The 25,787-nt window shown below is 68.4% G+C and carries 25 protein-coding genes and 1 tRNA gene; 12 read left to right on the plus strand and 14 right to left on the minus strand.

Annotation, left to right across the window (positions count from 1 at the left end):
- Nucleotides 1–10: 10 nt before the first annotated feature.
- The 3 genes from ACZ7KI_RS22490 to ACZ7KI_RS22500 are packed head-to-tail and all read right to left on the minus strand — an operon-like array spanning nucleotide 11 to nucleotide 1,836.
- Nucleotides 11–826 carry a zf-HC2 domain-containing protein gene (locus ACZ7KI_RS22490; protein WP_470275056.1) on the minus strand — a complete coding sequence of 272 codons (816 nt, stop codon included), beginning with the start codon at nucleotides 824–826 and terminating at the stop codon, nucleotides 11–13.
- Entirely contained in the window at nucleotides 823–1,365 is a 543-nt protein-coding gene (locus ACZ7KI_RS22495) for an RNA polymerase sigma factor (protein WP_470275057.1), read from the minus strand. The genes ACZ7KI_RS22490 and ACZ7KI_RS22495 overlap by 4 nt, the downstream gene beginning before the upstream one ends.
- A 54-nt stretch (nucleotides 1,366–1,419) precedes the next feature.
- Nucleotides 1,420–1,836: a winged helix-turn-helix transcriptional regulator gene (locus tag ACZ7KI_RS22500; RefSeq protein WP_470275058.1), complete on the minus strand. Its 417-nt coding sequence runs from the start codon at nucleotides 1,834–1,836 to the stop codon at nucleotides 1,420–1,422.
- 66 nt (nucleotides 1,837–1,902) lie between these two features.
- On the opposite strand from ACZ7KI_RS22500, the gene ACZ7KI_RS22505 reads away from it, so the two are divergent.
- The gene (locus tag ACZ7KI_RS22505; RefSeq protein WP_470275059.1) at nucleotides 1,903–2,826 is read left to right on the plus strand and encodes an NADP-dependent oxidoreductase; all 924 of its coding nucleotides are present in this window, start codon (nucleotides 1,903–1,905) and stop codon (nucleotides 2,824–2,826) included.
- Here ACZ7KI_RS22505 and ACZ7KI_RS22510 read toward each other — a convergent pair.
- The 4 genes from ACZ7KI_RS22510 to ACZ7KI_RS22525 all read right to left on the minus strand — a co-directional run bounded on the left by ACZ7KI_RS22510 (nucleotide 2,823) and on the right by ACZ7KI_RS22525 (nucleotide 9,337).
- Complete coding sequence (locus tag ACZ7KI_RS22510; protein ID WP_470275060.1) at nucleotides 2,823–3,743, minus strand: nucleoside triphosphate pyrophosphohydrolase; 921 nt, start codon at nucleotides 3,741–3,743, stop codon at nucleotides 2,823–2,825. The two genes, ACZ7KI_RS22505 and ACZ7KI_RS22510, sit on opposite strands and share 4 nt — an antisense overlap.
- A complete protein-coding gene (locus tag ACZ7KI_RS22515) occupies nucleotides 3,740–4,744 on the minus strand; it encodes a hypothetical protein (RefSeq protein WP_470275061.1) in 1,005 nt (334 codons plus the stop codon). Before ACZ7KI_RS22515 ends, ACZ7KI_RS22510 begins: the two co-directional genes overlap by 4 nt.
- Before the next feature lie 67 nt (nucleotides 4,745–4,811).
- A complete protein-coding gene (mfd, locus tag ACZ7KI_RS22520) occupies nucleotides 4,812–8,366 on the minus strand; it encodes a transcription-repair coupling factor (RefSeq protein WP_470275130.1) in 3,555 nt (1,184 codons plus the stop codon).
- Between the two features lie 56 nt (nucleotides 8,367–8,422).
- Nucleotides 8,423–9,337 carry an LLM class flavin-dependent oxidoreductase gene (locus ACZ7KI_RS22525; protein ID WP_470275062.1) on the minus strand — a complete coding sequence of 305 codons (915 nt, stop codon included), beginning with the start codon at nucleotides 9,335–9,337 and terminating at the stop codon, nucleotides 8,423–8,425.
- Nucleotides 9,338–9,423: 86 nt separating this feature from the next.
- On the opposite strand from ACZ7KI_RS22525, the gene ACZ7KI_RS22530 reads away from it, so the two are divergent.
- Entirely contained in the window at nucleotides 9,424–10,191 is a 768-nt protein-coding gene (locus tag ACZ7KI_RS22530) for an MmyB family transcriptional regulator (RefSeq protein WP_470275131.1), read from the plus strand.
- A 91-nt stretch (nucleotides 10,192–10,282) separates the two neighbouring features.
- Here the strand turns inward: ACZ7KI_RS22530 and ACZ7KI_RS22535 are convergent, their stop codons facing one another.
- The gene (locus tag ACZ7KI_RS22535; protein ID WP_470275063.1) at nucleotides 10,283–10,885 is read right to left on the minus strand and encodes a class I SAM-dependent methyltransferase; all 603 of its coding nucleotides are present in this window, start codon (nucleotides 10,883–10,885) and stop codon (nucleotides 10,283–10,285) included.
- Nucleotides 10,886–11,016: 131 nt separating this feature from the next.
- Here ACZ7KI_RS22535 and ACZ7KI_RS22540 point away from each other — a divergent pair, with 131 nt between their 5' ends.
- The 3 genes from ACZ7KI_RS22540 to ACZ7KI_RS22550 are packed head-to-tail and all read left to right on the plus strand — an operon-like array spanning nucleotide 11,017 to nucleotide 14,037.
- Entirely contained in the window at nucleotides 11,017–12,183 is a 1,167-nt protein-coding gene (locus ACZ7KI_RS22540) for a sensor histidine kinase (RefSeq protein ID WP_470275064.1), read from the plus strand.
- The gene (locus tag ACZ7KI_RS22545; RefSeq protein WP_470275065.1) at nucleotides 12,180–12,836 is read left to right on the plus strand and encodes a response regulator; all 657 of its coding nucleotides are present in this window, start codon (nucleotides 12,180–12,182) and stop codon (nucleotides 12,834–12,836) included. Before ACZ7KI_RS22540 ends, ACZ7KI_RS22545 begins: the two co-directional genes overlap by 4 nt.
- A gap of 22 nt (nucleotides 12,837–12,858) precedes the next feature.
- On the plus strand, nucleotides 12,859–14,037 hold the full coding sequence (locus ACZ7KI_RS22550) for a PQQ-dependent sugar dehydrogenase (RefSeq protein WP_470275066.1): 1,179 nt from the start codon (nucleotides 12,859–12,861) through the stop codon (nucleotides 14,035–14,037).
- On the opposite strand, the gene ACZ7KI_RS22555 is transcribed toward ACZ7KI_RS22550, so the two are convergent.
- Nucleotides 14,034–14,759, minus strand: coding sequence for an SDR family NAD(P)-dependent oxidoreductase (locus ACZ7KI_RS22555; RefSeq protein ID WP_470275067.1), 726 nt, complete (start codon nucleotides 14,757–14,759; stop codon nucleotides 14,034–14,036). The genes ACZ7KI_RS22550 and ACZ7KI_RS22555 overlap by 4 nt on opposite strands.
- Before the next feature lie 32 nt (nucleotides 14,760–14,791).
- Between ACZ7KI_RS22555 and ACZ7KI_RS22560 the strand changes: the two genes are divergently transcribed.
- On the plus strand, nucleotides 14,792–15,313 hold the full coding sequence (locus ACZ7KI_RS22560) for an isochorismatase family protein (RefSeq protein WP_470275068.1): 522 nt from the start codon (nucleotides 14,792–14,794) through the stop codon (nucleotides 15,311–15,313).
- A 3-nt stretch (nucleotides 15,314–15,316) separates the two neighbouring features.
- Entirely contained in the window at nucleotides 15,317–15,709 is a 393-nt protein-coding gene (locus ACZ7KI_RS22565; RefSeq protein WP_470275069.1) for an NUDIX hydrolase, read from the plus strand.
- Between the two features lie 3 nt (nucleotides 15,710–15,712).
- On the opposite strand, the gene ACZ7KI_RS22570 is transcribed toward ACZ7KI_RS22565, so the two are convergent.
- The 3 genes from ACZ7KI_RS22570 to ACZ7KI_RS22580 form a co-directional block, all read right to left on the minus strand.
- On the minus strand, nucleotides 15,713–16,345 hold the full coding sequence (locus ACZ7KI_RS22570) for an LppU/SCO3897 family protein (RefSeq protein ID WP_470275070.1): 633 nt from the start codon (nucleotides 16,343–16,345) through the stop codon (nucleotides 15,713–15,715).
- Between the two features lie 82 nt (nucleotides 16,346–16,427).
- Nucleotides 16,428–17,021, minus strand: coding sequence for a TetR family transcriptional regulator (locus tag ACZ7KI_RS22575; RefSeq protein ID WP_470275132.1), 594 nt, complete (start codon nucleotides 17,019–17,021; stop codon nucleotides 16,428–16,430).
- 98 nt (nucleotides 17,022–17,119) lie between these two features.
- Complete coding sequence (locus tag ACZ7KI_RS22580; RefSeq protein ID WP_470275071.1) at nucleotides 17,120–18,070, minus strand: acyl-CoA desaturase; 951 nt, start codon at nucleotides 18,068–18,070, stop codon at nucleotides 17,120–17,122.
- Between the two features lie 173 nt (nucleotides 18,071–18,243).
- Between ACZ7KI_RS22580 and ACZ7KI_RS22585 the strand changes: the two genes are divergently transcribed.
- The 5 genes from ACZ7KI_RS22585 to ACZ7KI_RS22605 all read left to right on the plus strand — a co-directional run bounded on the left by ACZ7KI_RS22585 (nucleotide 18,244) and on the right by ACZ7KI_RS22605 (nucleotide 23,624).
- A tRNA-Gln gene (locus ACZ7KI_RS22585) sits at nucleotides 18,244–18,315 on the plus strand.
- A gap of 43 nt (nucleotides 18,316–18,358) precedes the next feature.
- The gene (locus tag ACZ7KI_RS22590) at nucleotides 18,359–20,116 is read left to right on the plus strand and encodes a GGDEF domain-containing protein (RefSeq protein ID WP_470275072.1); all 1,758 of its coding nucleotides are present in this window, start codon (nucleotides 18,359–18,361) and stop codon (nucleotides 20,114–20,116) included.
- Nucleotides 20,117–20,160: 44 nt separating this feature from the next.
- A complete protein-coding gene (glmU, locus tag ACZ7KI_RS22595; RefSeq protein ID WP_470275073.1) occupies nucleotides 20,161–21,648 on the plus strand; it encodes a bifunctional UDP-N-acetylglucosamine diphosphorylase/glucosamine-1-phosphate N-acetyltransferase GlmU in 1,488 nt (495 codons plus the stop codon).
- The gene (locus tag ACZ7KI_RS22600; RefSeq protein ID WP_037317339.1) at nucleotides 21,645–22,625 is read left to right on the plus strand and encodes a ribose-phosphate diphosphokinase; all 981 of its coding nucleotides are present in this window, start codon (nucleotides 21,645–21,647) and stop codon (nucleotides 22,623–22,625) included. The genes glmU and ACZ7KI_RS22600 overlap by 4 nt, the downstream gene beginning before the upstream one ends.
- Before the next feature lie 129 nt (nucleotides 22,626–22,754).
- Entirely contained in the window at nucleotides 22,755–23,624 is an 870-nt protein-coding gene (locus ACZ7KI_RS22605; RefSeq protein ID WP_470275074.1) for a TIGR03621 family F420-dependent LLM class oxidoreductase, read from the plus strand.
- Here ACZ7KI_RS22605 and ACZ7KI_RS22610 read toward each other — a convergent pair.
- Both ACZ7KI_RS22610 and ACZ7KI_RS22615 read right to left on the minus strand, forming a co-directional pair.
- Entirely contained in the window at nucleotides 23,618–24,235 is a 618-nt protein-coding gene (locus ACZ7KI_RS22610) for an NAD(P)-dependent oxidoreductase (protein ID WP_470275075.1), read from the minus strand. The two genes, ACZ7KI_RS22605 and ACZ7KI_RS22610, sit on opposite strands and share 7 nt — an antisense overlap.
- 94 nt (nucleotides 24,236–24,329) lie before the next feature.
- Nucleotides 24,330–25,451 (minus strand): hypothetical protein, encoded by a 1,122-nt coding sequence (locus ACZ7KI_RS22615; protein WP_470275076.1) that lies wholly within the window; start codon nucleotides 25,449–25,451, stop codon nucleotides 24,330–24,332.
- Nucleotides 25,452–25,787: the final 336 nt, after the last annotated feature.

Consider the following 25,787-nt stretch of genomic DNA (forward strand, 5'->3'; position numbering starts at 1 on the left):
TCCCCTTCGTTCATCGTTCGGTTCCGGTGAGCACGCCGAAGGCGTTCCGCCGGAACGCCACCACGGCCGCGGTCAGCGCGAAGATCGCGCCCCACACCGGAAGAAGCCTTGGTTCGAGTGCGGCGACCTGCCCTTCGGAAGCCACCGCGGGCGCCAGGATCACCGCCACCCAGATCCCGGCCAGGACGTAGGCCGCCCGTGTCACTCCGATCAGCCCGCCGAGCGCGAGCGTCCCGGTGGTGAAGGCCAGGCTCGGCAGGAGGCCGAGCCCGAATCCGGCACCGCTCAGCCAGCCCGTGAGAGCCTGGGTCGGCAGCACGACGGCGAGGACTGCCGTCGTGCGGCGCAGCACCAGGTACAGGCCGCCCCGCGGCGAGGAAGTGACGAGTTCGTAGGCGGGATCGAGGCCCTTGGACCACGACACCGCGACGCCGAGTACCGGCAGCACCGGCGAAAAGAGCTGGACGAACGAGAAGTCCTCGCTCTTGGTGAACCCCATCCAGTCCAGCGCGAAGCCGATTCCCGGGATCAGCAGGATCATCAGCAGCCACGGCAGCATCACCGGCGTCACCCAGGTGTGCAGCCGTCCGGCCCACCGGCTTCGCATCGGCTGCGGTCCCGCTTCGGCCAGTTTCGGGCCGAGTCCGGCCCAGACGTCGTCCACCAAAGCCGACACCGCGGGCATGCTGAGCGCGGCGAGCCGTCCCCGGCATTCCGCACACGACTCCAGATGGGCTTCGACCGCCCAGACGTGGTCGCCCGCCAAACCGTCGTTCCCGCGAACGTAATCGGTCAGGAGCTGTTGGGACACGTGTTCCTTGTTCACGACAGCGCCTCCCGCATCGCGATCCGAGCCCGCCTGGCGCGGGTTTTGACGGTTCCTTCCGGCAGGCCGAGCAGGACGGCGGTCTCGCGGACGGTCAGCCCGTCGAGCACCATGGCCTGCAGGACCTGACGTAGTTCGGGAGCGAGTCGCCGCAACGCGTCGCCGACGTGGTCGCCGACGGACCCGGCCAGCGCCTCGTCCTCGGCGGCCGGCGCGACGGCGGTTTCCGCGACCGGCAGCGGCTGCGCGTGCCGCGCCCGGCGGCGGAAAGCGTCGACGAGCCGCCGAGCGGCGATCGTCCACAACCAGCCGACGGCGCTCCCGCCGACGGCCGAACCGGCGAACGCCCCCGCCGCGCGCCAAACGGCGAGATAGGTTTCCTGCATCACCTCGGCGACGATCTGCTCGTCGGCGCAACGACGACGCAGGCGCACGGCCAGCCACGGCGACGTGCGGCGGTAAAGCTCCTCGAACGCCGCTCGGTCACCCTTCGCCGTGCGGCGGACGAGTTGCTCTTCGTCCGGTTCCGTTCCCTTCACAACCGGCAAGACGCCGGGATCGCGGAAACGGTTCTCACCCGATTGTGTGCCGCGTCACAGCGGCATCGTGGCTTCGTTCGCTTTCTGGTCGTAGGCGACGCGCGCCGCGAAGATCTGGTCGACGTTTTCGACCGCCCATTCGGCGACAGCGTTCGTCAGCCGTCCGACGTCGACGCCCAGCGGGGTGAGGCCGTACTCGACCCTCGGCGGAACGGTCGGGTAGACCTCGCGCCGGATCAGTCCGTCCCGTTCCAGCGAGCGCAACGTCTGGGTCAGCATCTTCTGCGTGATCCCGTCGAGCAGGCGGCGAAGTTCACTGAACCGCATCGGCCGCTCATAGCGCCGGATCGCGCCGAGGACATACAGCGCCCATTTGTTCGCCAGGACTTCGATGACCGTGCGAGAGGGACAGTTACGCCCGTGCACAGCCACCCATTCTTCGAACATCCGCCGCTCAGCGAAGGTACCCATGAGGTACCTAGATACCATTCGAGTGCCTACTTCTCAATAGGTACCGAGGTTCGCCATGCTCGTTCCATGCGAATGATCAAGCAGGTTTCCTTCGGTGGCCCTGAGGTCCTCGACCTCGTCGAAGCAGAGAAGCCCGTGCCGGGCGAGGGTCAGGTCCTCGTGCGTGTCCACGCGGCGGGAGTGAACCCGGCGGACTGGAAGATCCGGAACGGGCTGGTGACCGGCGACCTTCCGCTGACCGTCGGACTCGATCTTTCGGGCGTCGTCGAATCGGTGGGCACCGGGGTGACCGGGTTCCGGCCGGGCGACGAGGTCTACGGCGTCACTTTCCCGCCGAACGGCTCGTACGCCGAGTACGTCGCGGTCAGCGAGGACTTCATCGCGCTGAAACCGGAAAGTGTGGATCACGTCCACGCGGCCGCCCTCCCGATCGCGGCGCTGACCGCTTGGCAGCCGTTGACCCGGGTCTTCCCGGTCGGCCCAGGGCACCGGGTGCTCGTCCACGCCGCGGCGGGCGGCGTCGGCCATCTCGCCGTCCAGATCGCGAAGGCACGCGGTGCGTACGTCATCGGGACCGCCAGGGCGGCGAAGCACGACTTCCTGCGCGACCTCGGCGCGGACGAACTGATCGACTACACGACCAGCGATTTCGCGAAATCGCGGGACGTCGACTTCGTGCTGGATCCGATCTCCGGCGAGTACGGCCCTCGCTCACTGGACACGCTCAAACCGGACGGTTCCCTGGTGGACGTCGTCGGGCACGGTCCGGATCGGACGGAGGTCCGCCGGAAAGCGGACGAACTGGGCCTACGTTTCACCGAGTTCTACGTCGCCCCGTCCGGCGCCGATCTGGCGGAAATCGCGAAAACGGTGGACGCGGGTTCACTGCGGGTCTCGGTCACCGACGTCCTGCCGCTCGAAGAGGCGGCGAAGGCTCACGAACTCAGCGAGTCCGGCCGCGTTCGCGGCAAGCTCGTACTGACCCTTTAGCTCGGCCAGAACTTGCGCCAGCCGTCGGCTTCGAGCGTCGTCGGTTCGAGACCGGCGTCGCGGGCGGCCTGTTCCGCATCGCGGATGTCGCGTGCGAACTGTTTCGCGACGGCGCGAAGCTCACCTTCGGGATCGACGCCAGCCCGGCGGGCGGTCGCGGCCACCCGGAACAACTGAGCCGCCGCTTCGGAACCTTCGGGGAACAGGTCGAGCGGAATTCCGGCACGGCCGCTGCGCTGTCCGAGCTTCCCGGCCAGCGCCACGGCGGGCTGACCGAGCGCGACGCCATCCACAATGGACTGCCTGCTCTTCTCTGCCTGTTTCAGTTCTTCCCATTTGAGGTTCTGGTGATCGACGCTCTCGACCCGTGGGGCGTCGGTGAAGACGTGCGGGTGACGTCCGACGAGTTTCGCGACCAGGTCGGCCGCGACCTCGTCGATCCCGAACGGATCTCCCGCGTCCTCGGCGGCCACCCGCGCGTGGAACAGCACTTGGAGCAGGACGTCGCCGAGCTCCTCGCGCAGCGCGGCCCGATCGCCTTCTTCGATGGCGTCGAGCAGCTCGTAGGTCTCCTCCACCAGGTACTGGCGCAGCGACTCGTGCGTCTGGACGGCGTCCCACGGGCAGCCGCCCGGCGAGCGAAGGCGGTCCATCACCTCGGCGGCCTCGACGAGCGGGGCGACGGGCGCTTCGAGCACCCGCGCGCCGGACCTGATCAAGGCCGCCGCTTTCGGTTCCCTTCGCGAACCGGCGATGAGCACGAGATCGCGCACCGGTGCGTCACCGAGCGGGGGCACGCCGAAAACGGCGGGATCGACGTCGGAGGCCGCGTACACGGCATCGCTGCTTCGCAAGATCGGGAGTGCCGCGGCGGGCAGAGTCGCCCCGCGGGCGACCACGACTACGGCAGTGCTCACCGCTGTTGCGGGGTGGCACCGTGCACAGGCAGCACGATGCCCTTCTTCGAAGCTTCGTTGGCCGCGAGGTCCATCTCCACAACATCCCACACGCCGTAACGCGGGTTGACCTTGAGGTCGACCTGGTCGAGGTAGGGCTGGAGGAGCCGGACACCGACCTTGGCCAGCTGCTGAGCACTGGGCTGGGTGGCCTGATCCGACGCGACGGGTTTGTCGGCGGACCGCTCACGCATCACGACGACGACCCACAGCGGCTGCTGCGGCGACGGCTGGAACGCGGCGACGGTGTTGGGCTGGATACCGAACAGGACGGTGGCCGCGGTCGCGGGCGACTGCATCGCCGGCAGCTTCTGGCCGGCACCGGCCTGCGTGTCGCTTGTCTTCTGGTCCTGGGCGATCAGCTCGGCGGCGGCGTTCGGCGACGCGGCGAAGCGCCGTGCCTTCTCGATCGCCTCCTCGCGCAGCTTGTCCGCGTCACCACCGGTGGCGTCGGTCGACGAGACCGAGCTGAAATCGAACGTGACGGAAAGCTTGTCCAGGTACTTCAGCCCGAGCTGGCTCTGCAGCGCGGCGTCGATCAGGGCTTCGCGATGATCCCGCACGCGGGCGACGAGCTGCTCGACGCTGGTCTCGGGCGCGTCCTGCTGCTGGGCCTCCATCGGAATCGCCAGCGGATCCTTCTGCAGCGCGGCCACGACGAGGGACTCGTCGACCCGGATCCCCTCACGCTGGGCGGCGCGCTCGGTGAGCTTGTGGAGGACCTCCTGCCGCACGATCTCCCGGCCGACCAGATCGAGCTTGTGCTCCTTGGCGAGCTGCGCCCCGTACGGATGTTCGCGGACGGCCTTGTCGATCATCTGCTGCACGCGATCCACCGAGACGGACGCGCCGTCGATGATCACCGCCGCGCCGACCTGCCCCGGTCCGGCATTGCATCCGGCGAGGAGGAGAGAACCGGCAAGAACCCCGACCAGCGCGCGACGGCGCCCCATGATCCGCATCACAGCGCATACCCTCTCATACCGGCCTCGGTGTGAGAACCAGGTCGTAGCTCGGGATTTCGGTCGGTCACGCGACGGGCGCCGGTGACTTCATCAGATTCGTCAGCAGTTTCGCGCACCAGTCCAGTAGCTCCTCGTCCCGCAGCGCGGGCGCGCCGATGCGGCCACCGGCCGCGCCCTCGGTCGGCTTCGGCACGGAAACCGTGTTCGTCACGGCCTTGAAGAGAGCCTTGGGATACAAGCGCTTCAGCCGCACCAGCTGCGAATCCGCCAGCGGCAGCGGCGCGAACCGGATCGACGTGCCCTGTACGGCGACCTCGGTGACGCCCACCGCCCGGCAGTGGTGCCGGAACGCGGCGACGGCGAGCAGCCTGCGCACCGCGGCGGGCGGCTGGCCGTAGCGGTCGACCAGTTCTTCGCGCACCGCGTCGAGCCCGGCCTGGTCGGGCGCGGCCGCGATCTTGCGGTACGCCTCCAGCCGCAGCCGCTCCCCCGGGACGTAGTCGTGCGGGATATGCGCGTCCACCGGGAGGTCGACCCGGACGTCGGCGAGTTCTTCCTCCTCCGGCGTGTCCGCGCCCGCGTGCCGCCGGAACGCGTCGACGGCCTCGCCGACGAGGCGCACGTACAGATCGAAACCGACGCCCGCGATATGCCCGGACTGCTCCGCGCCGAGAATATTGCCCGCGCCGCGGATTTCGAGGTCCTTCATCGCGACGGCCATGCCCGCGCCGAGTTCGGTGTTCTGCGCGATGGTCGCCAACCGGTCGTGCGCCGTCTCGGTGAGCGGTGCCTCCGGCGGGTACAGGAAGTACGCGTACCCGCGCTCGCGTCCTCGCCCGACCCGGCCGCGCAGCTGGTGCAGCTGTGCGAGGCCCAGCAGGTCACCGCGTTCCACCAGCAGCGTGTTGGCGTTCGAGATGTCCAGCCCGGTCTCGACGATCGTGGTGCAGACGAGCACGTCGTACTCGTTCTCCCAGAAACCCTCGATGATCTTCTCGAGTTTGTCCTCGTTCATCTGCCCGTGCGCGGTGACGACGCGCGCCTCCGGCACCAGCTCGCGAAGGCGCTTCGCGGCCTTCTCGATCGAGGAAACCCTGTTGTGGACGTAGAAGACCTGGCCGTCGCGCAGCAGTTCACGCCGGATGGCCGCACCGACCTGCTTGTCGTCGTACGCGCCGACGTAGGTCAGGATCGGGTGCCTGTCCTCGGGCGGCGTCAGGATCGTGGACATCTCACGGATCCCGGCGAGCGACATCTCCAGCGTCCGCGGGATCGGGGTCGCCGACATCGTCAGGACGTCGACGTGGGTCCGCAGCGCCTTGATGTGCTCCTTGTGCTCGACACCGAACCGCTGCTCCTCGTCGACGATCACCAGGCCGAGGTCCTTGTACCGGATCCCGGTCTGCAGCAGGCGATGCGTGCCGATCACGATGTCGACGTCACCGGCGGCCAGCTGCTCCAGGATCGCGTCCGACTCGGTCTTGTTGGTGAACCGCGAAAGGCCCCTGATCTTCACCGGGAACGAGCTCATCCGTTCGGTGAAGGTGTTGAGGTGCTGCTGCGCGAGCAGCGTCGTGGGCACCAGCACCGCGACCTGCTTGCCGTCCTGCACCGCCTTGAACGCCGCGCGCACCGCGATCTCGGTCTTGCCGTAGCCGACGTCGCCGCAGATGACCCGATCCATCGGGACGCCGCGTTCCATATCCGACTTGACCTCGTCGATCGCGGCGAGCTGATCGTTGGTCTCGGTGAACGGGAAGGCGTCCTCGAGTTCGTTCTGCCACGGGGTGTCCGGTCCGAAGGCGTGCCCGGGCGCGGCCTGCCGCGCGGCGTAGAGCTGCACCAGTTCGGCGGCGATCTCCTTGACCGCCTTCTTCGCCCTGGCCTTGGTGTTCTTCCAGTCGGAGCCGCCGAGCTTGTTCAGCGTCGGCAGCTCGCCGCCGACGTAGCGGGAAACCTCGTCGAGCTGGTCGGTCGGCACGAACAGCCTGTCGCCCGGGTGCCCGCGCTTGGAAGAGGCGTACTCCAGCAACAGGTATTCGCGGGTGGCACCGGCGACGGTGCGCTGCACCATCTCGACGAACCGCCCGATGCCGTGCTGGTCGTGCACGACGTAATCGCCCGCCTTGAGGGCGAGCGGGTCGACGGCGTTGCGGCGCCGCGACGGCATCTTGGTGCTGAAGTCCTTTGTGGACGTTCCGGCACCCGAGCCACGTCCGGTCAGGTCCGACTCGGACAGCACGACCAGCGCGCGCTCCGGCGACACGAAGCCGTCCGACAGACCGCCGCAGGTCACTGTCACGACACCGGCGGCCGGCGGGCCGGTGAGCCCTTCCGCCAGCGTCGCGGGGACGTCCCCCGCCGACAGCTGCTCGACCGCGCGTGCCGCGGTGCCGTGCCCGGCGACGACGAGCACGGCCGTCCCGCCCGCGGCCGTATGCGCGCGCAGATCGGTCGTCGCGCGCTCGACCTCGCCGCGGTAGTTCGGCGCGGCCTCGATCGAGACGCGGTAGACGTCGGGATCGTCGCTGGCCAGCTGCGTCAGCGTCCACCAAGGGCGCTTCGTCTCCTGAGCGTGCTTCGCGACCTCCGCGAGGCCCCGGTACGCGGACGCGCCGAGGTCGATCGGCGCCTGACCGCCCGCGGCGGCCGTGGTCCAGGACGCTTCGAGGAACTCTTGCCCGGTGCGGACCAGGTCGGCCGCGCGGGCGCGGATCTTCTCCGGATCGGCCAGCAGCACGTGCGTGCCCTGGGGCATCGCGTCGGTGAGCAGCTCCAGATCGTCTTCGCACAGCACGGGGATGAGCGCTTCCATCCCCTCGACGGGGATCCCGCCGGACAGCTTGGTGAGCATCTCGGTGAGCTGCGCGTCCGCTTCGTAGGTGGTCGCCAGCTCGGCCGCCTTCGCGCGCACCGGCTCGGTGAGCAGCAGCTCACGGCACGGCGGCGCGCTGACGTGCCGGATCTCCCCCGGCAGCGACCGCTGGTCGGAGACCGCGAACGCGCGGATCTCGCTGACCTCGTCGCCCCAGAACTCGACCCGCACCGGATGCTGCGCCGTCGGCCCGAACAGGTCGAGGATGCCGCCGCGCACGGCGAACTCGCCGCGTTTCTCGACCATGTCCACCCGCGTGTAGGCCAGCTCGACCAGCCTGTCCAGCAGGCCTTCGAAACTCTGCTCCTCGCCGACGACCAGGTCGATCGGTGCGAGTGACCCCAGTCCGGGCGCCATCGGCTGGATCAGGCTGCGCACGGTCGCGACGACGACGCGCAGGTCGTCGTCACCCGTCTTGAGCCGGTGCAGCACCTCCAGCCGTCGTCCGACGGTGTCCGCCCGCGGCGACAGCCGCTCGTGCGGCAGCGTCTCCCAGGACGGGAAGTCGGCGACGGCGCCTTCGCCGAGGAACGACGTCAGCGAAGCGGTCAGTTCGTCGGCCTCGCGGCCGGTGGCCGTCACCGCGAGCACGGGGCGGCCGGCGCCCTCGTCCGCGGCGAGGGCGGCCACGACCAGCTGCCGGGTCGCGATCGCGCCCTGCAGTTCGAGCAAGGGGGCGCCGGCCCGCTCGACGACCCCGCGAAGGGCCGGATCGGGAAGGATGGAGTGAAGGAGTCCGGACAATGGAGCGTTTGTCACCGTCCCAGCCTACGTGGGGCCACCGACAGTCCGCCGCGCGATTACCTGGCCAGTGTCTCGGCCACCTTCGGAAGCTGCTCGTCGAATTCGGCCGGTTCCTGCGTCGCGATGCGGATCAGCACGTGTTCGGCACCCGCGTCGGTGTATTCGCGAAGCCTCGCGGCGACCTCTTCCCGGCTGCCCGCGATCTGCACCTGGATCTTCTCCACGAAGTCCAGTGGGACGCCGTAGTTCCGCTGCGCGTAGTCCTCCAGTCGTTCGCGTGCCCTGATCGGGTCATCCTCGATGAGCACCGTCGCGAACAACGCCGGCGTCACCGGCCGTACGGCGGCTTCGCGGATCTTCGCGAGTCCGTCGGAGTAGTCCGCGACGTCGGGCGGATACGGCAGCCAGCCGTCGTAAAGCCGCCCCGCGCGTTCCAGCGCGCCCGGGGTGAACGCGGCCAGCCACACCGGCGGACCACCGGGACGGTAGGGCGCCGGGTACTCCGGAAGGGTGTCGTAACGCAGGACTTCGCCGTGGAACGGACCGCTCTTCCCGCTCCAGACGTGCCGCCACAACGCGACGATGTCGTCGAGCCGGGCGCGGCGGCGTTCCCACGGCACGCGGGTGAAGGCGAACTCGGGTTCGCTGCGGCCCGCGAACCCCGCGCCGACCCCCAGCGTGAGCCGGCCCTGGCTGAGCAGATCGAGGGAAAGGATCGCGTTCGCGGAAAGCAGCGGATCCCGCAGCGCCGGAAGCAGCGCGGCGGTACCGAGCGTGACCCGTTCGGTTCTGGCGGCGAACGCGCCGAGCAACGTCAGTGGATCGATGGGCGCCTTCGCGAGGGTGTCGCCGACCCAGACCGAATCGAAACCGAGGCGTTCGGCTTCGACCGCGATGGCGACCATTTCCGGCGCGGTGCGCCCGGCGTCGAGGATGGACCGATAGGTGGGGACGACCAGACCGAATTTCATGCCGGAAGCATCGCCGCGGCGGGGAATCGGCTCAATTCCTTCGAGGGAATGGCGGCGGCGTGCGCGACTCGGCCAAGATGACGACCATGGTTTCCGGATTCGGCCCCGCGCTCCGTGGCTGGCGTGAGCGGCGGCGGTTGTCCCAGCTGGAACTGGCGCTTCGGGCCGGGACCACCCAGCGGCACGTGAGTTTCCTGGAGGGCGGCCGGTCGATCCCCGGCCGCGGCCTGGTGCTGCGCGTCGCCGAATCGCTCGAACTCCCGCTGCGGGAACGCAACGGCCTGCTGCTCGCGGCCGGGTTCGCACCCAGTTTTCCCGAGACATCCTTGGACGACCCAGGGTTGAAGCCGGTCCTCGACGGCATGCGGCGGCTGCTCGACGGGCATCGGCCGTACCCGGCCATCGTGGTCGACCGCTACGGCCTCCTCGTCGCCCACAACGACGCGCTCGACCTGCTCTTCGAGGACGTGGCGCCGGAACTGCTGGAAGAACCGGTCAACACCTTGCGGCTCGCCCTCCATCCGAAGGGGATGGCGCCGCGCGTACGCAACCTCGCGGATTGGGCCCGGCACATCCTGGAGCGACTGACGCAGGAGATCGCGCACGCCCCCGACGAGCGGCTCGCGGCACTGCTGGCCGAACTCGAAGGCTACGTTCCTGAGCCCGGGCCGCCAGGGCCGGATCATCTCGGGTTCGCCGTCCCGATGCGCCTGTCCACTTCGGCCGGTGAACTGCGGCTGATCACGGCCATCACGACGTTCGCGACCGCCGCCGACGTCACGGTGTCGGAACTGAAACTGGAGACGTTCCTGCCCGCCGATGCCGAAACCGCCGAGATCCTGACCCGCTATTGAGGGGTAGGGCAAATATGGTGTGGCCGGCGCCCACTGCCCATGTCGCGAAAGCCACGTTGAGTTACCTCTCAAATAACCCCAAGGCGGCGCCTCAAGAAGCGGCCGTAACAGGCTGTCCACTACGCCTCCCCGTCCCCTGCGGCAAAGCCGCGCGGTGCACGAAGGCGGGCGGCAGGTTCGGCCAGACCAGCGGGGTCCGGCCGGTCACCGCGAACCGGTCCCGCAACGCGGCGGCGAACCGGCGAGCGGGCGACGTCCAGGCCGCGTGCGCGTAGGCGAACGTCGTGAACCGTCCGTGCGGGGCTAGGATTTCCGTGACCTGGTCGAGGATCCGCAGCTGCCGTTCGCCGGGCATGACCGTCCACGGCAGCCCGGACACCACGACGTCGGCGGCCTCGTCCACGTACGAACGCAGGTTCTCGGCGGAGCCCTCGACGACCTCGACGTCTCGATGCCGGGACCGCAGTTCCCGCGCCAGCCGCGGATTGATCTCGACCGCGATCAGCCGCGCGCCCGGCGGGAGGCGGCGGACGACGGCGTCGGTGAACACGCCCGTTCCGGGGCCCAGCTCGACGACGAGCCCGGCACTTTCCAGTCCGAGGCCCGCGGTCATGGCCTCGGCGAGTTTCGGTGAACTGGCCGCGACGGCTCCGGTCAGGATGGGGTGGCGGAAGAATTCCCTGGTGATCGACATGGTCCCGACGCTAGGAACGGTGTTCGTGGCTCCGCGTCGGCCACGTCGGCCGGTTCCGTACTCCCGTGGGAGGACCCCGGAAGTACTCCAGGACGACGCGCGTTCGTACCGGCCGGAGTTACGTTCGAACGGTGCAAAGGCTGTTCGACCGGTTCCGTGCCCACCCGTGGGTGACCGACCTTCCCCTGTACGCGTGGTTCGTGTTCCTCGCGCCGACAGGGTCGTCACCGGTGCCCAAGGCCGTCCTGCTGGTGCCGTATCTGTTCCTCGTCCCGTTGCTCTGGCGGCGTCGTCACCCCGAGATCGTCGCGGTGCTGATCGCCGCCGGGGTGACCGCGCAGTACGCCACGGAGATCTGGGCCTACGACCGCGGCCGGGGCGAGCTCGCGATGGCCGTCGCGCTCTACACGCTGGTCCGTGCGGGAAACCGCCGATTCGCCACCCTGATCGCCGTCTGGATCGTCGCACTGGACATCACGTGGGGACTCGTCTGGGGAGTGACCACCGAGCAGGGCGCCGGTCTCGCCATCGTCGCGACGCTCCCGCTGCATGTCGCGGCGTGGGCGCTCGGCGAGTTCTTCCGTGCGCGGCAACGGCTTTCGGCGGAAGAGGAGACGAAGGCGGAACTGGCCGCGTCCGAACAGGACGCCCGCGCCCGTGCCGCCGTCGCCGAGGAACGCACCCGCATCGCCCGCGAACTGCACGACGTCCTCGCGCACAGCGTGAGCGTCATCGTGGTCAACGCCGAGGGCGCGAAACTCATGCGCGACAAGGATCCCGACGTCGTCGACCGGACACTCGACACGATCGGCAAGGCGGGTCGCGACGCCCTCGCCGAGCTGCGCCGCCTGCTGGAAGTCCTTCATGCCGGTGAGGCCGCCCGAAGCCCGCAGCCGACCGTCGCGGAGCTGCGCGACCTGGTCGCGCAGGTCAGCGCGAGCGGGCGGGACGTGGATCTCCAGGTCACCGGGGACGCCGAGGGGCTGCCGCCGAGCGCCGCGCTGCAGACGTACCGCATCGTCCAGGAGTCGTTGACCAACATGATCAAACACGCGCCGGGCGACGCGAGCGGCCAGGTCGAGATCGATTTCGGCGCCGAAGGCCACCGCCGCGACGTCCGGATCGAGGTGACGAACACGGGCGGGACCGAACCCGTCGCCCCGCGGCTCCCGTCGTCCGGCCGGGGAATCGCCGGCATGACCCAGCGCGTCGAGTTGTTCCACGGCACCCTCGACACCGGACCGACCCGCGACGGCGGCTACCGGGTCGCCGCGAGCCTGGTGGTGGAGGCGGGATGACCACGAAGGTATTGATCTGCGACGACCAGGAACTGGTGCGGGTCGGGATGGGGATGATCGTCACGAGCCAGGACGACCTGACCGTCGTGGGCGAGGCGACCAACGGCGCCGAGGCTGTCGAAGCCGCCGAGGAACTACGACCGGATCTGGTCCTGATGGACGTCCGGATGCCCGTACTCGACGGCGTCGCGGCGACCGAGCGGATCTGCGAGTCGCTTCCGGGCACCCGGGTCCTGATGATCACCACGTTCGACCTCGACGAGTACGCGTATGCCGCGTTGCGTGCCGGCGCCAGCGGCTTCCTCGTCAAGGACGCGCCCGCCGACGAAATCCTCGTGGCGATCCGAGGTGTCCTTCGCGGCGACTCGATGGTCTCCCCCTCGGTGACGAAACGACTGCTCGACCGCTACCTGGGAGAAGTACGGGATTCCACCGCGAGCACGCGGCTCGAGACGCTGACCGAACGCGAGAGGGACGTTCTCTCGCTCATCGCGCGCGGCCTGGCGAACTCCGAGATCGCCGCGAAGCTCTACATCGGCGAGACGACCGTGAAGACCCACGTCGGCCGGATCCTCGCGAAACTGTCACTGCGCGACCGGGTCCACGCCGTGGTGTTCGCCTACGAAAGCGGTTTGGTCCGCGCCGGGGGTTGATCGCTGATGGCATGCTGATGGCATGCGCACTACCGCCGTCGTCGCGTTCACGTCCCTGTCCTTGCTGGTCACGGCCTGTTCGGGGGCGTCGAGCGAGACGGTGCAGAGCGCGCCACCGGTCACCTCGAAACCCGCCGTGTCGAAACTGAAGGTCGAGCAGGTGACGGCCGGCCTCGAACACGGCTGGGACGTCGGCTTCCTGCCGGACGGGAAGATCCTCGTCACCCAGCGACCCGGAAAACTCGCCCTGGTCGACGGAGGCACGAAGCGCGACGTCACCGCCGACTTCTCCGACGTCCACGTGCGCGGTGAAGGCGGCCTGATGGGGATGGTGATCAGCAAGGATTTCGCGACCTCGCGCGAGTTCATCACCTGCCAGACCCACAAGGAGGGCGACAACGCCGTCGACATCCGGCTGGTCACCTGGCGCCTTTCCGACGACGGCGCGAACGCCACGAAGGTCAAGGACCTGCTGACCGGGCTGCCGGTGAACCCCAGCGGCAGGCATTCGGGCTGCCGTCCCACGTTCGGCGCGGACGGAGCGCTGCTGGTCGGCACCGGCGACACCGCCCGCCCGCAGCATCCGCAAGACCGCACGAGCCTCGGCGGCAAGGTGCTTCGCGTCGACGCGAAGACCGGGAACCCGTTGCCGGACAACCCGTTCATCACTTCGGCGAACCCGAACGAACAGCGTGTCTTCACCTACGGGCACCGCAACGTCCAGGGTGTGACGGTCCGGCCCGGCTCCGGTCAGGTGTTCACCGCCGAGCACGGGCCGACCATCGACGACGAGGTCAACCTGGAGCGGGCGGGCGCGAACTACGGCTGGGACCCCTCCAAGGGCGGCACCGAGACCAGCTACGACGAAAGCGTGCCGATGACCGACACGCAACGGTTCCCGGACGCCGTCCGTCCTTTGTGGACTACCGGGGAGATCACCGAGGCGATCTGCGGCGCCGCATTCCTCACCGGCTCGCAGTGGGGCACGCTCGAAGGCTCTCTCGCCGTGACCGCGCTCAAGGGGCAGAAGCTGCTGTTGTTCCGCCTCGACGACGCCGGCGCCGTCACCGAAGTGACGCTGCCGCCGGAGTTCGACGACAAGTTCGGCAGGCTGCGCGCCGTCCGCAGCGCGCCGGACGGCTCCCTCTACGTCACGACCTCGGAAGGCACGGACGACAAACTGCTGCGCGTCACGCCCTAGAGACCGAAGTAGGCGCCGCCGTCGACGTGGACGACCTGGCCGGTGACGTGCCGCGCGCCTGGGCTCGCCAGGAACGTCACCACGTCGGCGACGTCGGCGGGCTCGCCGGCACGTTTGGTCAGCGTGTTGCCGATCAGCGTCGCGCGGCGTTCGTCGGAGAGCTTGCCGTGGAAGAACTCGGTGTCCCCGACCAGACCGGGCGCGACGATGTTCGCGGTGATCCCGCGCGGCCCGAATTCCCGTGCCACATCGACGTTCCAGACTTCCAGCGCGGCCTTGGCGGCACCGTAGGAACCGGCTCCGGTGCGGGCGGCGATGGACCCGATGGTGACGATCCGCGCGCCGTCGGCGAGCCTGTCCCGCAGGGCGCGGGTGACCAGCACGGCGCTGAACACGTTCGCGTCCAGATTGGCCTGCCAGCTCGCGGCGAAGGATTTGAGGTCTTCGGCCGATCCGTTCTGGAAATCGGTGTTGCCGCCGGCGTTGTTGACCAGGACGTCGACGCGTTCCGGCAGTTCCGCCAGTGCCCGCTCCACCGCGTCCGGGTCGGCCGCGTCGAACGGGACCGGGTTCGCGCCGAGCATGGTGGCGGCTTCGGTGAGGACCTGTTCGCGGCGGCCGGTGATCGTCACGCGTTCGCCCTGCGCGGCGAACGCCGCCGCGACCGCGTAGCCGATTCCCGTTCCGCCTCCGGTGACTACAACTTCCCTGTGTTTCCCCATATCTCCAGGATAGGGACACTAGGCTTTCCCGCATGACGAAGATCGACCCGGCGACGACCGCGCTCGTCCTGATCGACCTGCAGACGCGGATCGTCGCGCTCGAAACCGTGCCGATCGAAGGCACCGAAGTCGTGTCGAACGCCGTCCTGCTGCGCGACGCCTTCAGTGCGGCAGGCGCACCGATCGTCCATGTGCGGGCGCATCGGCCGGACGTCGACGAACAACCGCCCGGCAGTGAACTGGTCGCCGAACTGACACCCCGCGAGGGCGAACACCTGATCACCAAGCACACGATCGGCGCGTTCTACCGCACCGGACTCGACGAACTCCTGCGCGGACTCGACGTGCGGACACTGGTGTTCGGCGGGATCGCCACGGAGTACGGCGTCGAATCGACTTTGCGCACCGCGATCGACCACGGCTACGAGACCATCGCCGTTTCGGACGCGATGGCGGGTATCGCCGCGATCTCCCACGAATCGGCGATCACGAAGGTGTTCCCGCGGCTGGGCGACGTGCTCACGACCGCCGAGACCGCCGCGGCGCTGGGCTGAGCCGTGATCGACAAGATCGCTTGGCTCCACCTGCGGGACGGCCGGATCCTGAGCACGCGCTCACGCGGCAAGTCCGTGTTCTACCTGCCCGGCGGCAAACGCGAACCCGGCGAAAGCGATGCCGGGACGCTCATCCGGGAGATCCGCGAGGAACTGACCGTCGAGATCGTCCCGGCGAGCATCGAGCCCGCCGGGGTCTTCGAGGCGCAGGCCGACGGGCACACGGCGGGCGTCGTGGTGCGGATGACGTGCTACACCGCCGATTTCGCCGGAACGCTCACGGCAAGCAGCGAGATCGACGAGGTCGCGTGGCTCGGTTACGCGGACAGGGACCGGGTCTCCGCGGTGGACAAGATCATCTTCGACCACCTGCGGGAGACCGGCCTCCCGCGCTGACCGCTAGTGCTCGAGCTTGTCCAGGCACAGCACCCGCTCCTGCGGCAACGCGCCACCGGATCGTTGCCAGGAGAGCTTCGCGTCGGTGGACGGAACCTGCGCGCAGGTGTTGTCCTCGAAAGCGACCGCGGGCTTCTTCTCGACGGCGAGCACTTTGTAACCAGCCGCGGCACAGTCGACCTTCGCGAGCTTCTTCGCTTCATCCGCGTCGCCGGGAAGGCAGTCACCGACGACCGGCGGCCGCTGTCCAGGATTCTTGAGATCTTCCAGGCACAGCAGCACGCCTTCGGTGGCCGCCTTCTTCCCTTGGAAGAGATAAGCGTCCACATTGGGGTATTCGTCGCATTCCAGGCCGCCTGAGATACGAAGCCCGATTTCCGACTTGCCATCCTGTTTCCCGACGACCTTGAAGTTCGCGTCGGACGTCCCGCACTCGGCACTCTTGACGCTGCTCGCGTCGTTGATATCGCCCTTGAGACAAGAGCCGACCTCGGTGCTCGACGCCGTGAACGGATTCGCGAAGAAGAACGCGATCAAGGCGACGACACCGAAGATGCCCAGCCGGATGACCGGTTTGAGCCAGGTTCTCTTCTTCGGCGGCGCCTGTTCCACGGCGGGCGCGAGAAAGTTTTCCACGGTGGTTCCCCCAGCTAGATGATCTCTATGGGGGACCTAGCGCTCAAGGACCGGGAAACGTTACGACCGCGCGACGCAGGTCTCAGTACACCCGCAGCTTGGGCTTGTGCTCCAAATTGGACAGCCCGTTCCAGGCGAGGTTCACCAGATGCGCGGCGACCTCGTCCCGCTTCGGTTTCCGCGCGTCGAGCCACCATTGCCCGGTCAGCGCTACCATCCCGACGAGCGCCTGCGCGTACAGCGCGGCCAGCTTCTCGTCGTAGCCCCGCGCGGCGAACTGCTGCGCGAGGATGTGCTCGACCTGGCTGGCGATGTCGTTCAGCACCGTGGAAAACGTGCCCGTCGAACTCGCGACCGGTGAATCCCGCACCAGGATGCGGAAACCGTCGTGCGAATCCTCGACGTAGGAGAGCAACGCGATCGCCGCCTGCTCCAGCATCACCCTCGGGTGCCCGCCGTGGAGGGTGGAGACCATCCGGTCGAGCAGCAGCTGCGTTTCGCGGTCGACGACGACGGCGTAAATGCCTTCCTTGCCACCGAAGTGCTCGTAAACCACCGGTTTGGAGACGTTCGCGCGGTGCGCGATCTCCTCGATGGAAGTGCCTTCGAAACCCTTCTCCGCGAAAAGGGCTCTGGCGACGGTGAGCAGTTGTTGCCTGCGCTCGGTCCCCGTCATGCGCACCCGGGCCACCGGGGCGACAGGACGCGCCCCGGTGACCGCTTCACGTTTGCTTCGCCGTCTCCCCGCCATCCGAGAAGACTAACGCGACGTCGCTATTTGCTATCGGCGGCGATGCGGGCGAGGCGCTGCGGGGTCGGCCAGCGCACGTCGTAGGCCCAGCCGAACTTCTCGAAGATCCAAATGAGCCGCGCGGAAATGTCGATCTGGCCGCGCTGCACGCCGTGCCGGGCCGAAGTCGGGTCGGCGTGGTGCAGGTTGTGCCACGACTCGCCGAAGGAGAAGATCGCCAGCGGCCAGAAGTTGGCCGACTTGTCACGGGCGGCGAACGGGCGCTCACCGATCATGTGGCAGACCGAGTTGACCGACCAGGTCACGTGGTGCAGCACGCAGACGCGCACGAGCCCGGCCCAGAAGAACGCGGTCAGCGCGCCCCAGAACGACCAGGTGATCAGTCCGCCAAGGATCGCGGGCAGCACCAGGGTGAGCAGGCTCCACAGCCAGAACAGCTCGTCGACCTTCTTGATGGCCGGATCCTTCACCAGGTCCGGCGCGAAACGCTCCGCGTTGGTCTGGTCGCGGTCGAACAGCCAGCCCATGTGCGCGTGCCAGAACCCCTTGGCGACGGCGACCGGGGTGGTCCCGAACAGCCACGGCGAATGCGGGTCGCCGTCACGGTCGGAGAAGGCGTGGTGGCGCCGGTGATCGGCGACCCAGGTGATCACGGGCCCCTGGACGGCCATGCTGCCGGCGATCGCCATCACGACGCGCAGCCACGGCTTGGCCTTGAACGAGCCGTGCGTGAAGTACCGGTGGTACGAGACGGTGATACCGAGTCCGCTGATCGCGTAGAAGACCACGAACAGGCCGACGTCGACCCACGTCAATCCCCAGCCCCAGGCGAACGGGACGGCCGCGAGCAACGCGGCGAGCGGGAAGATGACCCCGAGGTAGACCGAGAGCTGCACGCCGCTCGATCGGTGTCCTTCGAGTACTGGCTTGGGGCCCTTCGCGGGCGTCTGGGAACGGTCGAGGGTAGCCGTCATGCAGTCACTTCTTTTCTCCGTGCAACCCCGAGGATGAGCCTAAGGGTGTCCTTACCTACGATGCCGTAAGTTACGGTACAGGAGGTTTCGCCCCCTGTGGAGAGGCCGCGGCCGTGAGGTAACCCCCGGGCGCGCGCGTGCGTCTCCGGCATGGCTATCCTGACCAGGATCGATCCGCCGTAGTGTAATCGGCAGCACTTCAGATTTTGGTTCTGACAGTTCAGGTTCGAATCCTGGCGGCGGAGCAGACGAACAGATGACCAGCGGCGTTTCCAACGGTGGGGGTGTGTGCGGCTGACCGAGGACGCGATCGACCCGACGACCAGTAGCAGGCGGCCGGCGCTTGCGGAGATGTCCGACGCCTGGCTGTACGGTCGCGCGCGCGAACTCGGTGCGGCCATCCAGCGCGTCGCCTTCGCCGAGCAACTGGACATCGTGACCAGCCTCGACGAACTCCTCGACGAGACGCAGCGCCGCGGCGAACCGCTGCTGGTCGCGCAGCTGCTGCGCTACTCCGCGGTGGCCAGGCTGGTCACCCGCGGCCTCGCCGCCGAAGCCGAACCCAGGCTCGACGAGATGCTCGCGCACACCAGGCGGCACGGTCTCGCGCTGATGCGGGCCGACGCGCACGCCCTGCGCGGACGCCGGCTGGTGATCGCCAAACAGGAGGACGCCGCCCTCACCGAGATCGCCAGGGCACTGGCCATCCTCGACGACTCCGCGGTCCCGGACCGTCAGGTCGGCAGGCGCAACTGGGACCGGATGCTGTCCTCGACCCTGGTGGACTGCTGGCTCGTGCTGAACCAGCTGGGCGTCTACGAGGCAGCCGAGGAGGCCATCGCCCGCGCCGCGCAGGCGATCCGCGACAGCGCGAGCCCGCACGAGATCGCGCTCCAGCTGATCAACCGGGTCAAGATGCTGCTGGGCTGGGGCCTGCGGCTCGAACGCATCGAGCGGTACGACGAGGGAGCGGACAAGTTCCGCACCGCGGCCTCGATGGCGCAGGCCGCGGAAGGCCCGTTCACCGAGTCGCTGTTCCCGCGCAAGGCCGGGGTGCCCGCGATCGACCAGGTCGGCGTCCTCGCCGCGGCCGCCGCGCTGGCGTCGCCCGATTCGTCGCATATCGAACGGTTGAACTCGCTGCTGCATCCGGAGCTGGTGTTCCCGCACGAACGCGAGATCATCGCCATCGCGCTGGCCCGCTGCCTGGACAACACCGGCCGTCGCGAGGACGCGCTGCAGGTGCTCAAAGAGGTCCGCGAGGACAACGAGGACGGCTCGCTGCCTTCGATGCGGCTGAATCTCGCCCGTGAGCTGGCCAGGCTCGACACCACCCCCGACTACGCGTCCGGGGCGAGCCAGTCGCTGATCGACTACGCGACCATCCTGGAATCGGAGATGTGGTCGCTGCGGGAATCGCAGATCGCCACGCTCAACGCGCGCCGCGAACACGAACGCCTGTCCGCCGAGCACGGCGCGATCACCCAGCAGGCTTTGCAGGATCCGCTCACCGGGCTGCCGAACCGGCGCGCGCTCGACGAGAAGCTGCGTTCGCTGGCGTCGTCCGCGGACGCCCAGCCGCTCGCGGTCGCGCTGGTCGACCTCGACGGTTTCAAGGACGTCAACGACAAGCAGTCGCACGCCGAGGGCGACAACGTGCTCCGTGTCATCGCGAGCACGCTGCGCGACGCCCTGCGCGGCGACGACGTCGTCGCCCGGTACGGCGGCGACGAGTTCATCGTGCTTCTACCTGGGGCTCCGGCGTCGGCGGCGAAGCAGGCGCTCGGCCGTTCTGTGAATGCCGTCGCATCTCTGCCACGCCACCTTTCGCACGGCGTCACCCTCTCCGTCGGCCTTGTCTCGCTCCGCCCGCAGGAGCGGGCCGAACAGGTCCTGGCGCGTGCCGACGCGGCCATGTACCAGGCGAAACGCGGCGGCGGGAACCAGGTTTCGTCGGTGAACTCGATGGCCGTCGATCCGGTGACCGGATGGCCCGGCGAGGATGCTCCGACCGACCCCGCGTGGGACTCCGAGCAGCCCACGTAGGATCAATGCCCGACAACCACCGTTGGTGAAATGTTGGGAGCGCCGTGACCGGCCCGCTGAGCACGTTGATCCTCGCCGCGGGTGAGGGCACCCGCATGCGTTCGTCCACTCCGAAGGTGCTGCACCCCATCGCCGGCCGTCCTCTGGTCGAGCACGCGGTGCGGGCCGCCGCGGGGCTGAACCCGGAACATCTGGTCGTGGTCATCGGCCACGGTCGCGACTCGGTCGGCGCGAAGCTGGCGAAGGTCGGCGAGGCGCTCGGCCGCGAGGTCGTCACCGCCGTCCAGGAGGAGCAGAAGGGCACCGGGCACGCCGTCTCGTGCGCGCTCTCGGCGCTGCCGGGCGGACTGACCGGCACCGTCGTCGTCAGCTACGGCGATGTCCCGCTGCTCGACACCGAAACGCTCGGTTCCCTGGTCGCGGAGCACACCTCGACGGGTAACGCGGTCACCGTGCTGACCGCCGTCGTCGCGGACCCGACCGGTTACGGCCGGATCGTCCGTGACGCGAACGGCGTCGTCACCTCGATCGTCGAGCAGAAGGACGCCACCCCCGAACAGCACGAAATCGCCGAAATCAACTCCGGCGTCTACGCCTTCGACGCTTCGGTACTGGTCGACGGCCTTTCGAAGCTTTCGACCGACAACGCGCAAGGCGAGCTCTACCTCACCGACGTCCTCGGCATCGCCCGCGGCGACGGCAAGGGCGTCGGCGCGCTGGTCATCGACGACCCGTGGGTGACCGAAGGCGTCAACGACCGCGTGCAGCTCTCGGTCCTCGGCGCCGAACTGAACCGCCGGATCGTCCGCGGCTGGCAGCGGGCGGGTGTCACCGTCGTCGACCCGTCGAGCACTTGGATCGACGCGGGCGTGACCCTCTCGCGCGACGTCGTCATCGAGCCCGGCGTGCAGCTGAAGGGTTCGACGTCGGTCGGCAAAGGCGCGCAGATCGGCCCGGACAGCACCCTGGAGAACGTCGCCGTCGGCGCGGGCGCGTCGGTGGTGCGGACGCACGGTTCCGATTCGGAACTGGGCGACGGCGTGAAGGTCGGCCCGTTCACCTACCTGCGGCCCGGCACGAAACTGGGGACCAAGGGCAAGCTCGGCGCGTTCGTCGAAACGAAGAACGCGACCATCGGGGCCGGGACGAAGGTTCCGCACCTGACCTACGTCGGCGACGCGACCATCGGCGAGAACAGCAACATCGGTTGTTCCAGCGTCTTCGTCAACTACGACGGTGTGAACAAGCACCACACCACGATCGGCTCCCATGTGCGACTCGGCGCGGACAACACGTTCGTCGCCCCGGTGACCATCGGCGATGGCGCTTACAGTGGGGCAGGCACCGTGATCAGGCAGGACGTGCCCCCGGGCGCGCTCGCCGTGTCGACCGGGCCGCAGCGCAACATCGAAGACTGGGTGTCCCGGCGCAGGCCGGGTACACCCGCGGCGGAAGCAGCTTCCGCCGCGAAGCAGGACACCACCGCCGTGTCCGATTCAAATAAGGGAAACGACGGGGAGTCGCCAGCATGAGTTCGAAGTCCGGCACACCGAAGAAGAACCTGATGCTCTTTTCCGGGCGCGCGCACCCGGAACTCGCGGAGGAGGTGGCCAAGCACCTCAACGTGGCGGTCGTACCGCAGACCGCGCACAACTTCGCCAACGGGGAGATCTTCGTCCGGTTCAACGAATCGGTGCGCGGGACCGACGCGTTCGTGATCCAGAGCCACCCCGCGCCCATCAACGAATGGGTGATGGAGCAGCTGATCATGGTGGACGCCCTCAAGCGGGCGAGCGCCAAGCGGATCACCGTGATCATGCCGTTCTACCCGTACGCGCGGCAGGACAAGAAGCACAAGGGCCGCGAGCCGATCTCCGCGCGCCTGATCGCGGACCTGTTCAAGACCGCGGGCGCCGACCGGATCATGACGGTCGACCTGCACACCGCGCAGATCCAGGGCTTCTTCGACGGCCCGGTCGACCACCTGCTCGCGCAGAACGTGCTGGCCGCGCACATCAACAAGACCTACCACGGCGAGAACATCACCGTCGTCTCGCCGGACTCGGGCCGCGTGCGGCTCGCCGAGAAGTGGGCGGCGCAGCTGGGTGACCGGCCGATCGCGTTCATCCACAAGACCCGCGACCCGGACAAGCCGAACCAGGCTGTCGCGAACCGCGTCGTCGGCAAGGTCCGCGGTCAGCTGTGCGTGCTGATCGACGACATGATCGACACCGGTGGCACGATCGTGAAAGCCACCGAAGCCCTGCTCGACGAAGGCGCGGCCGACGTCGTCATCGCCTCGACCCACGGCATCCTGTCCGATCCCGCCACCGAGCGGCTGTCGAACTGCAAGGCCCGCGAAGTGATCGTCACCAACACGCTGCCGATCCCGGAGGAGAAGCGGTTCCCGGGCCTGACCGTGCTGTCCATCGCTCCGCTGCTGGCGCAGGCGATCCAGCAGGTCTTCGAGGACGGGTCGGTCACGTCCCTCTTCGACGGCAACGCCTGATCTCAGCGAAGCAAGGGACCTTTGCTCTCACTCTCCTCAGGAAAGTGAGAGCAAAGGTCCCTTGCTCCGTTTTCGGCTCCTCGCGAAACGGGGCGCGCACAGGCACCCCGCGTGGCTAGGTTGCCGTTCATGGGGAATTTCAAGTTCGGCGTGAACCTGTGGGGCGCCGAGAACCGCGAAGACTGGGTCAAGAAGTGCCACCGCGTCGAGGCGCTGGGCTACGACGTCATTTCCGTGCCCGACCATCTCGGCCCAGGACGGAACGCGCCCTTCCCGGCCTTGACCATGGCCGCCGCGGTGACCCAGCGGCCGCGCGTAGGCACTCTTGTCTCCAACGTCCCCTTCTACAACTTCGCGCTCTTCGCCCGCGAAGTCACGACGACGGTGAAGATGACCGGCGACCGGCTGGACCTCGGCCTCGGCTCCGGCCACATGAAGTCGGAGTTCGACGGTGCCGGCCTGCCGTGGAGCCCCGCCAAGGAACGCATCGAATACCTCACCAAGAGCCTTGATCACCTGCGCGAACACCTCGCCGACGAAAAGGTCACGCCCCCGCCGCTGCTCCTCGCGGGCAACAGCGACGGCGTGCTCTCCCTCGCCGCCCGCGAAGCCGACATCGCCGGCTTCGCGGGTCTTCGCCAAGCACCGGGAAAGCCGCCGGGCACCTTCCGCCTGGACGACGCCGAGCGCATGGACGAACGCGTCGCCTTCTTCCACTCCCACACGAACGGCCGGGATCCCGAACTGAACATGCTCGTCCAGCGCGTCGTCGTCACGGACGACCGGCGCGCGGCCGCCGAGGCCTGGCATGAAGAAGACGAAGACGGCCTCGACGTGGACAGGCTGCTCGAAACGCCACAATTGCTGTTCGGGACCGTCGACGAGATCGTCCGGCAACTCCAGGAGCGTCGCGAGCGGTACGGCTTCTCCTACATCACGGTGTTCGAACCGATGCTGGAAACGTTCGCGCCGGTCGTGAAGGAACTGTCCGGTCAGTAGGCGACGCAGAAACGCTGACGGCGATGCCGCGGCTTTTCGATCTCGTCGACGAACGCGATCGCGTAGTCGGCGCCGCTGATCTTCGACCCGCCGTTCTCGTCGGTCAGGAGCACGTCGTTCCCGAGCCGGAAGTCGCCGGTCCGCTCGCCCTCGGCCCACGCGCCGAACTCGGCGGCCGGACTGAGGTAGAACCAGTCGACGTCCTCGGGAAGCGCCCGGAACGCTTCCAGCACCTTCGCGTGCGTCCCTGCTTCGCCCTTGTACTCGTCCGGGAACTCGGGGGTGTCGATGAGCCGCGGCCCGCCCTCGGCCACGTGCAGGCTCCCGGCGCCGCCGACCACGCCGATCCGAGCGCCGTTGTCCTTCGCGGCCTGAGCGATCGAGGGCACCGCGTCCAGCAGGCCGCCCTGCCCGTGAACCGCGATGACCAGGACATCGGCACCCTTGGCGACCTCGGCCAGGAAGGCCTCGTCGTACAGCGACCCCGCCCGGGTTCCCTCACCTTCGGCGTTCCTCGACACCGCCAGGACCTCGTGCCCACGGCCACGCGCTTCGGCGGTGATCTTCCCGCCCGCGTACCCGGTTCCTCCGAACACGACCAGTTTCGCCATCACGTTCTCCTTTACGTCGGTGATGACACCGATGCTAAGAACGCAAGATCGGCTACTTCAACGTATGCAACGCACCCCGGGGTGAGTGTGCAGGTCAGCCGCCCAGCGCGGCGAACTCGGCCTTGAGCTTCTCGCGGACACCGTTGACGTCGACCGGCGCACGGACCTCGCCGCGGGCCGTCGGCTTGGCCTGCACCTGATAGCTGGCGTTCCGATTCGGCAGCCTGAACTTGACCTCGCAGCTCATGGGCGTCGTGGTGTCCGGCGCCGCGTTGGCGTCCGTCGTACAGGTCTGGGCACCGAGCGTTTGGGCGGTGAACTCGACGCTCAGCGTCAGATGCACGGGCGTCCCGCCCGCGTCACCGATGACGGTGTTGGCGACGTCGATGGTCGCCCGGCAGGTCCCGACGAAGTCCGTGCAGTCCAGTTTGTCGTTGACGACGCTGACGCTGACCTGGGTGAGCGCGTCGAACGGCTGGCCGATCCCGCCGATCGCGCCGTCCAGGTCCGTCTGGAGTTTTTTGAGCGCGTCCCCGGCGAGCGGCTCGACCCGCATCTCGGCGCCGAGTGTCTTGCCGCCCGCCGCGTCGATGAGGGAAGGCGCGAAACTGATCACGCGGTGCGGCGCCGCGGTGGTCACCCGCAGCATCCCGAGCCCGCTCCCGACGTCGTAGACCTCGGTCCCGTCGGGCAACTTCGAACGGACCGGATCGGTCAGCCGGTTCATCGCGGACACCGCTGTCCGGAGCGTCGACGCGGCCTTGCGCGGGTTGAGCACCTCGACGGCGTTCACCGGCAGGTCGGTGCTGTCGGTGCGGACCCAGCTGGTGCCGTACTGGTCGCTGTTGCCGAGCCCGTGCGCTTTCCAGTACTCCGGCGTCGCCGAGAGGTACAGCTGCTTGTCGGCCGAGATCACCTGGATGGCCTGGCCGTCGACCGGCAGCGCGCCGAGCGCGCTTCCGGCGCGGGTGATCCGGAACAGCAATTCGGCGGGATTACCCGCGGCGTCCTTGATTGTCGACTTGTAGACAACGGCCGGCGCCTGCTCGAGCACCTTCAACGCGCTCTCGACAGCGCCGCGCTGCTCCGCGCGCCGATCCACCCGCTGCTGCTCAGCGGGCGAGATCCCCGCCGCCCCGTCGATCGCGACGTCGCAGCCGGCCACGAGGCAGCACAAGACGGCGACAACGCCGATCCTCAACCGTCGTGCCGGCATACCGCCCCCTGTGTCTCGCGTGCGAAGAGATCACACCTTAGAAAAGGGGTCGCGCACCACCACATCCGCGGGTCCCGGAAGCAGCTGTCACCGACTTGTCACCTGAACGAGCCACCCGGCGGGACCCCGGTGCGACCGGTTGGTCTACACTTTCCCGGTCTCGGCGAGGCGGGTTCCGTGAGCACCTGGTGCCCGACGTGATCGACGCGGCGGCTTGAGTGGCCACACGCGGTCGAGCACGCCTGTGGAATTCGCCGCCGAACACCAGAACCGCCCCGAACCATCCCCACCTCAGCATGATTTCGCTGAACATGTTGGTGAATTGAAGGAGTGCTA

Source organism: Amycolatopsis sp. NPDC039088 (genome assembly GCF_055598845.1).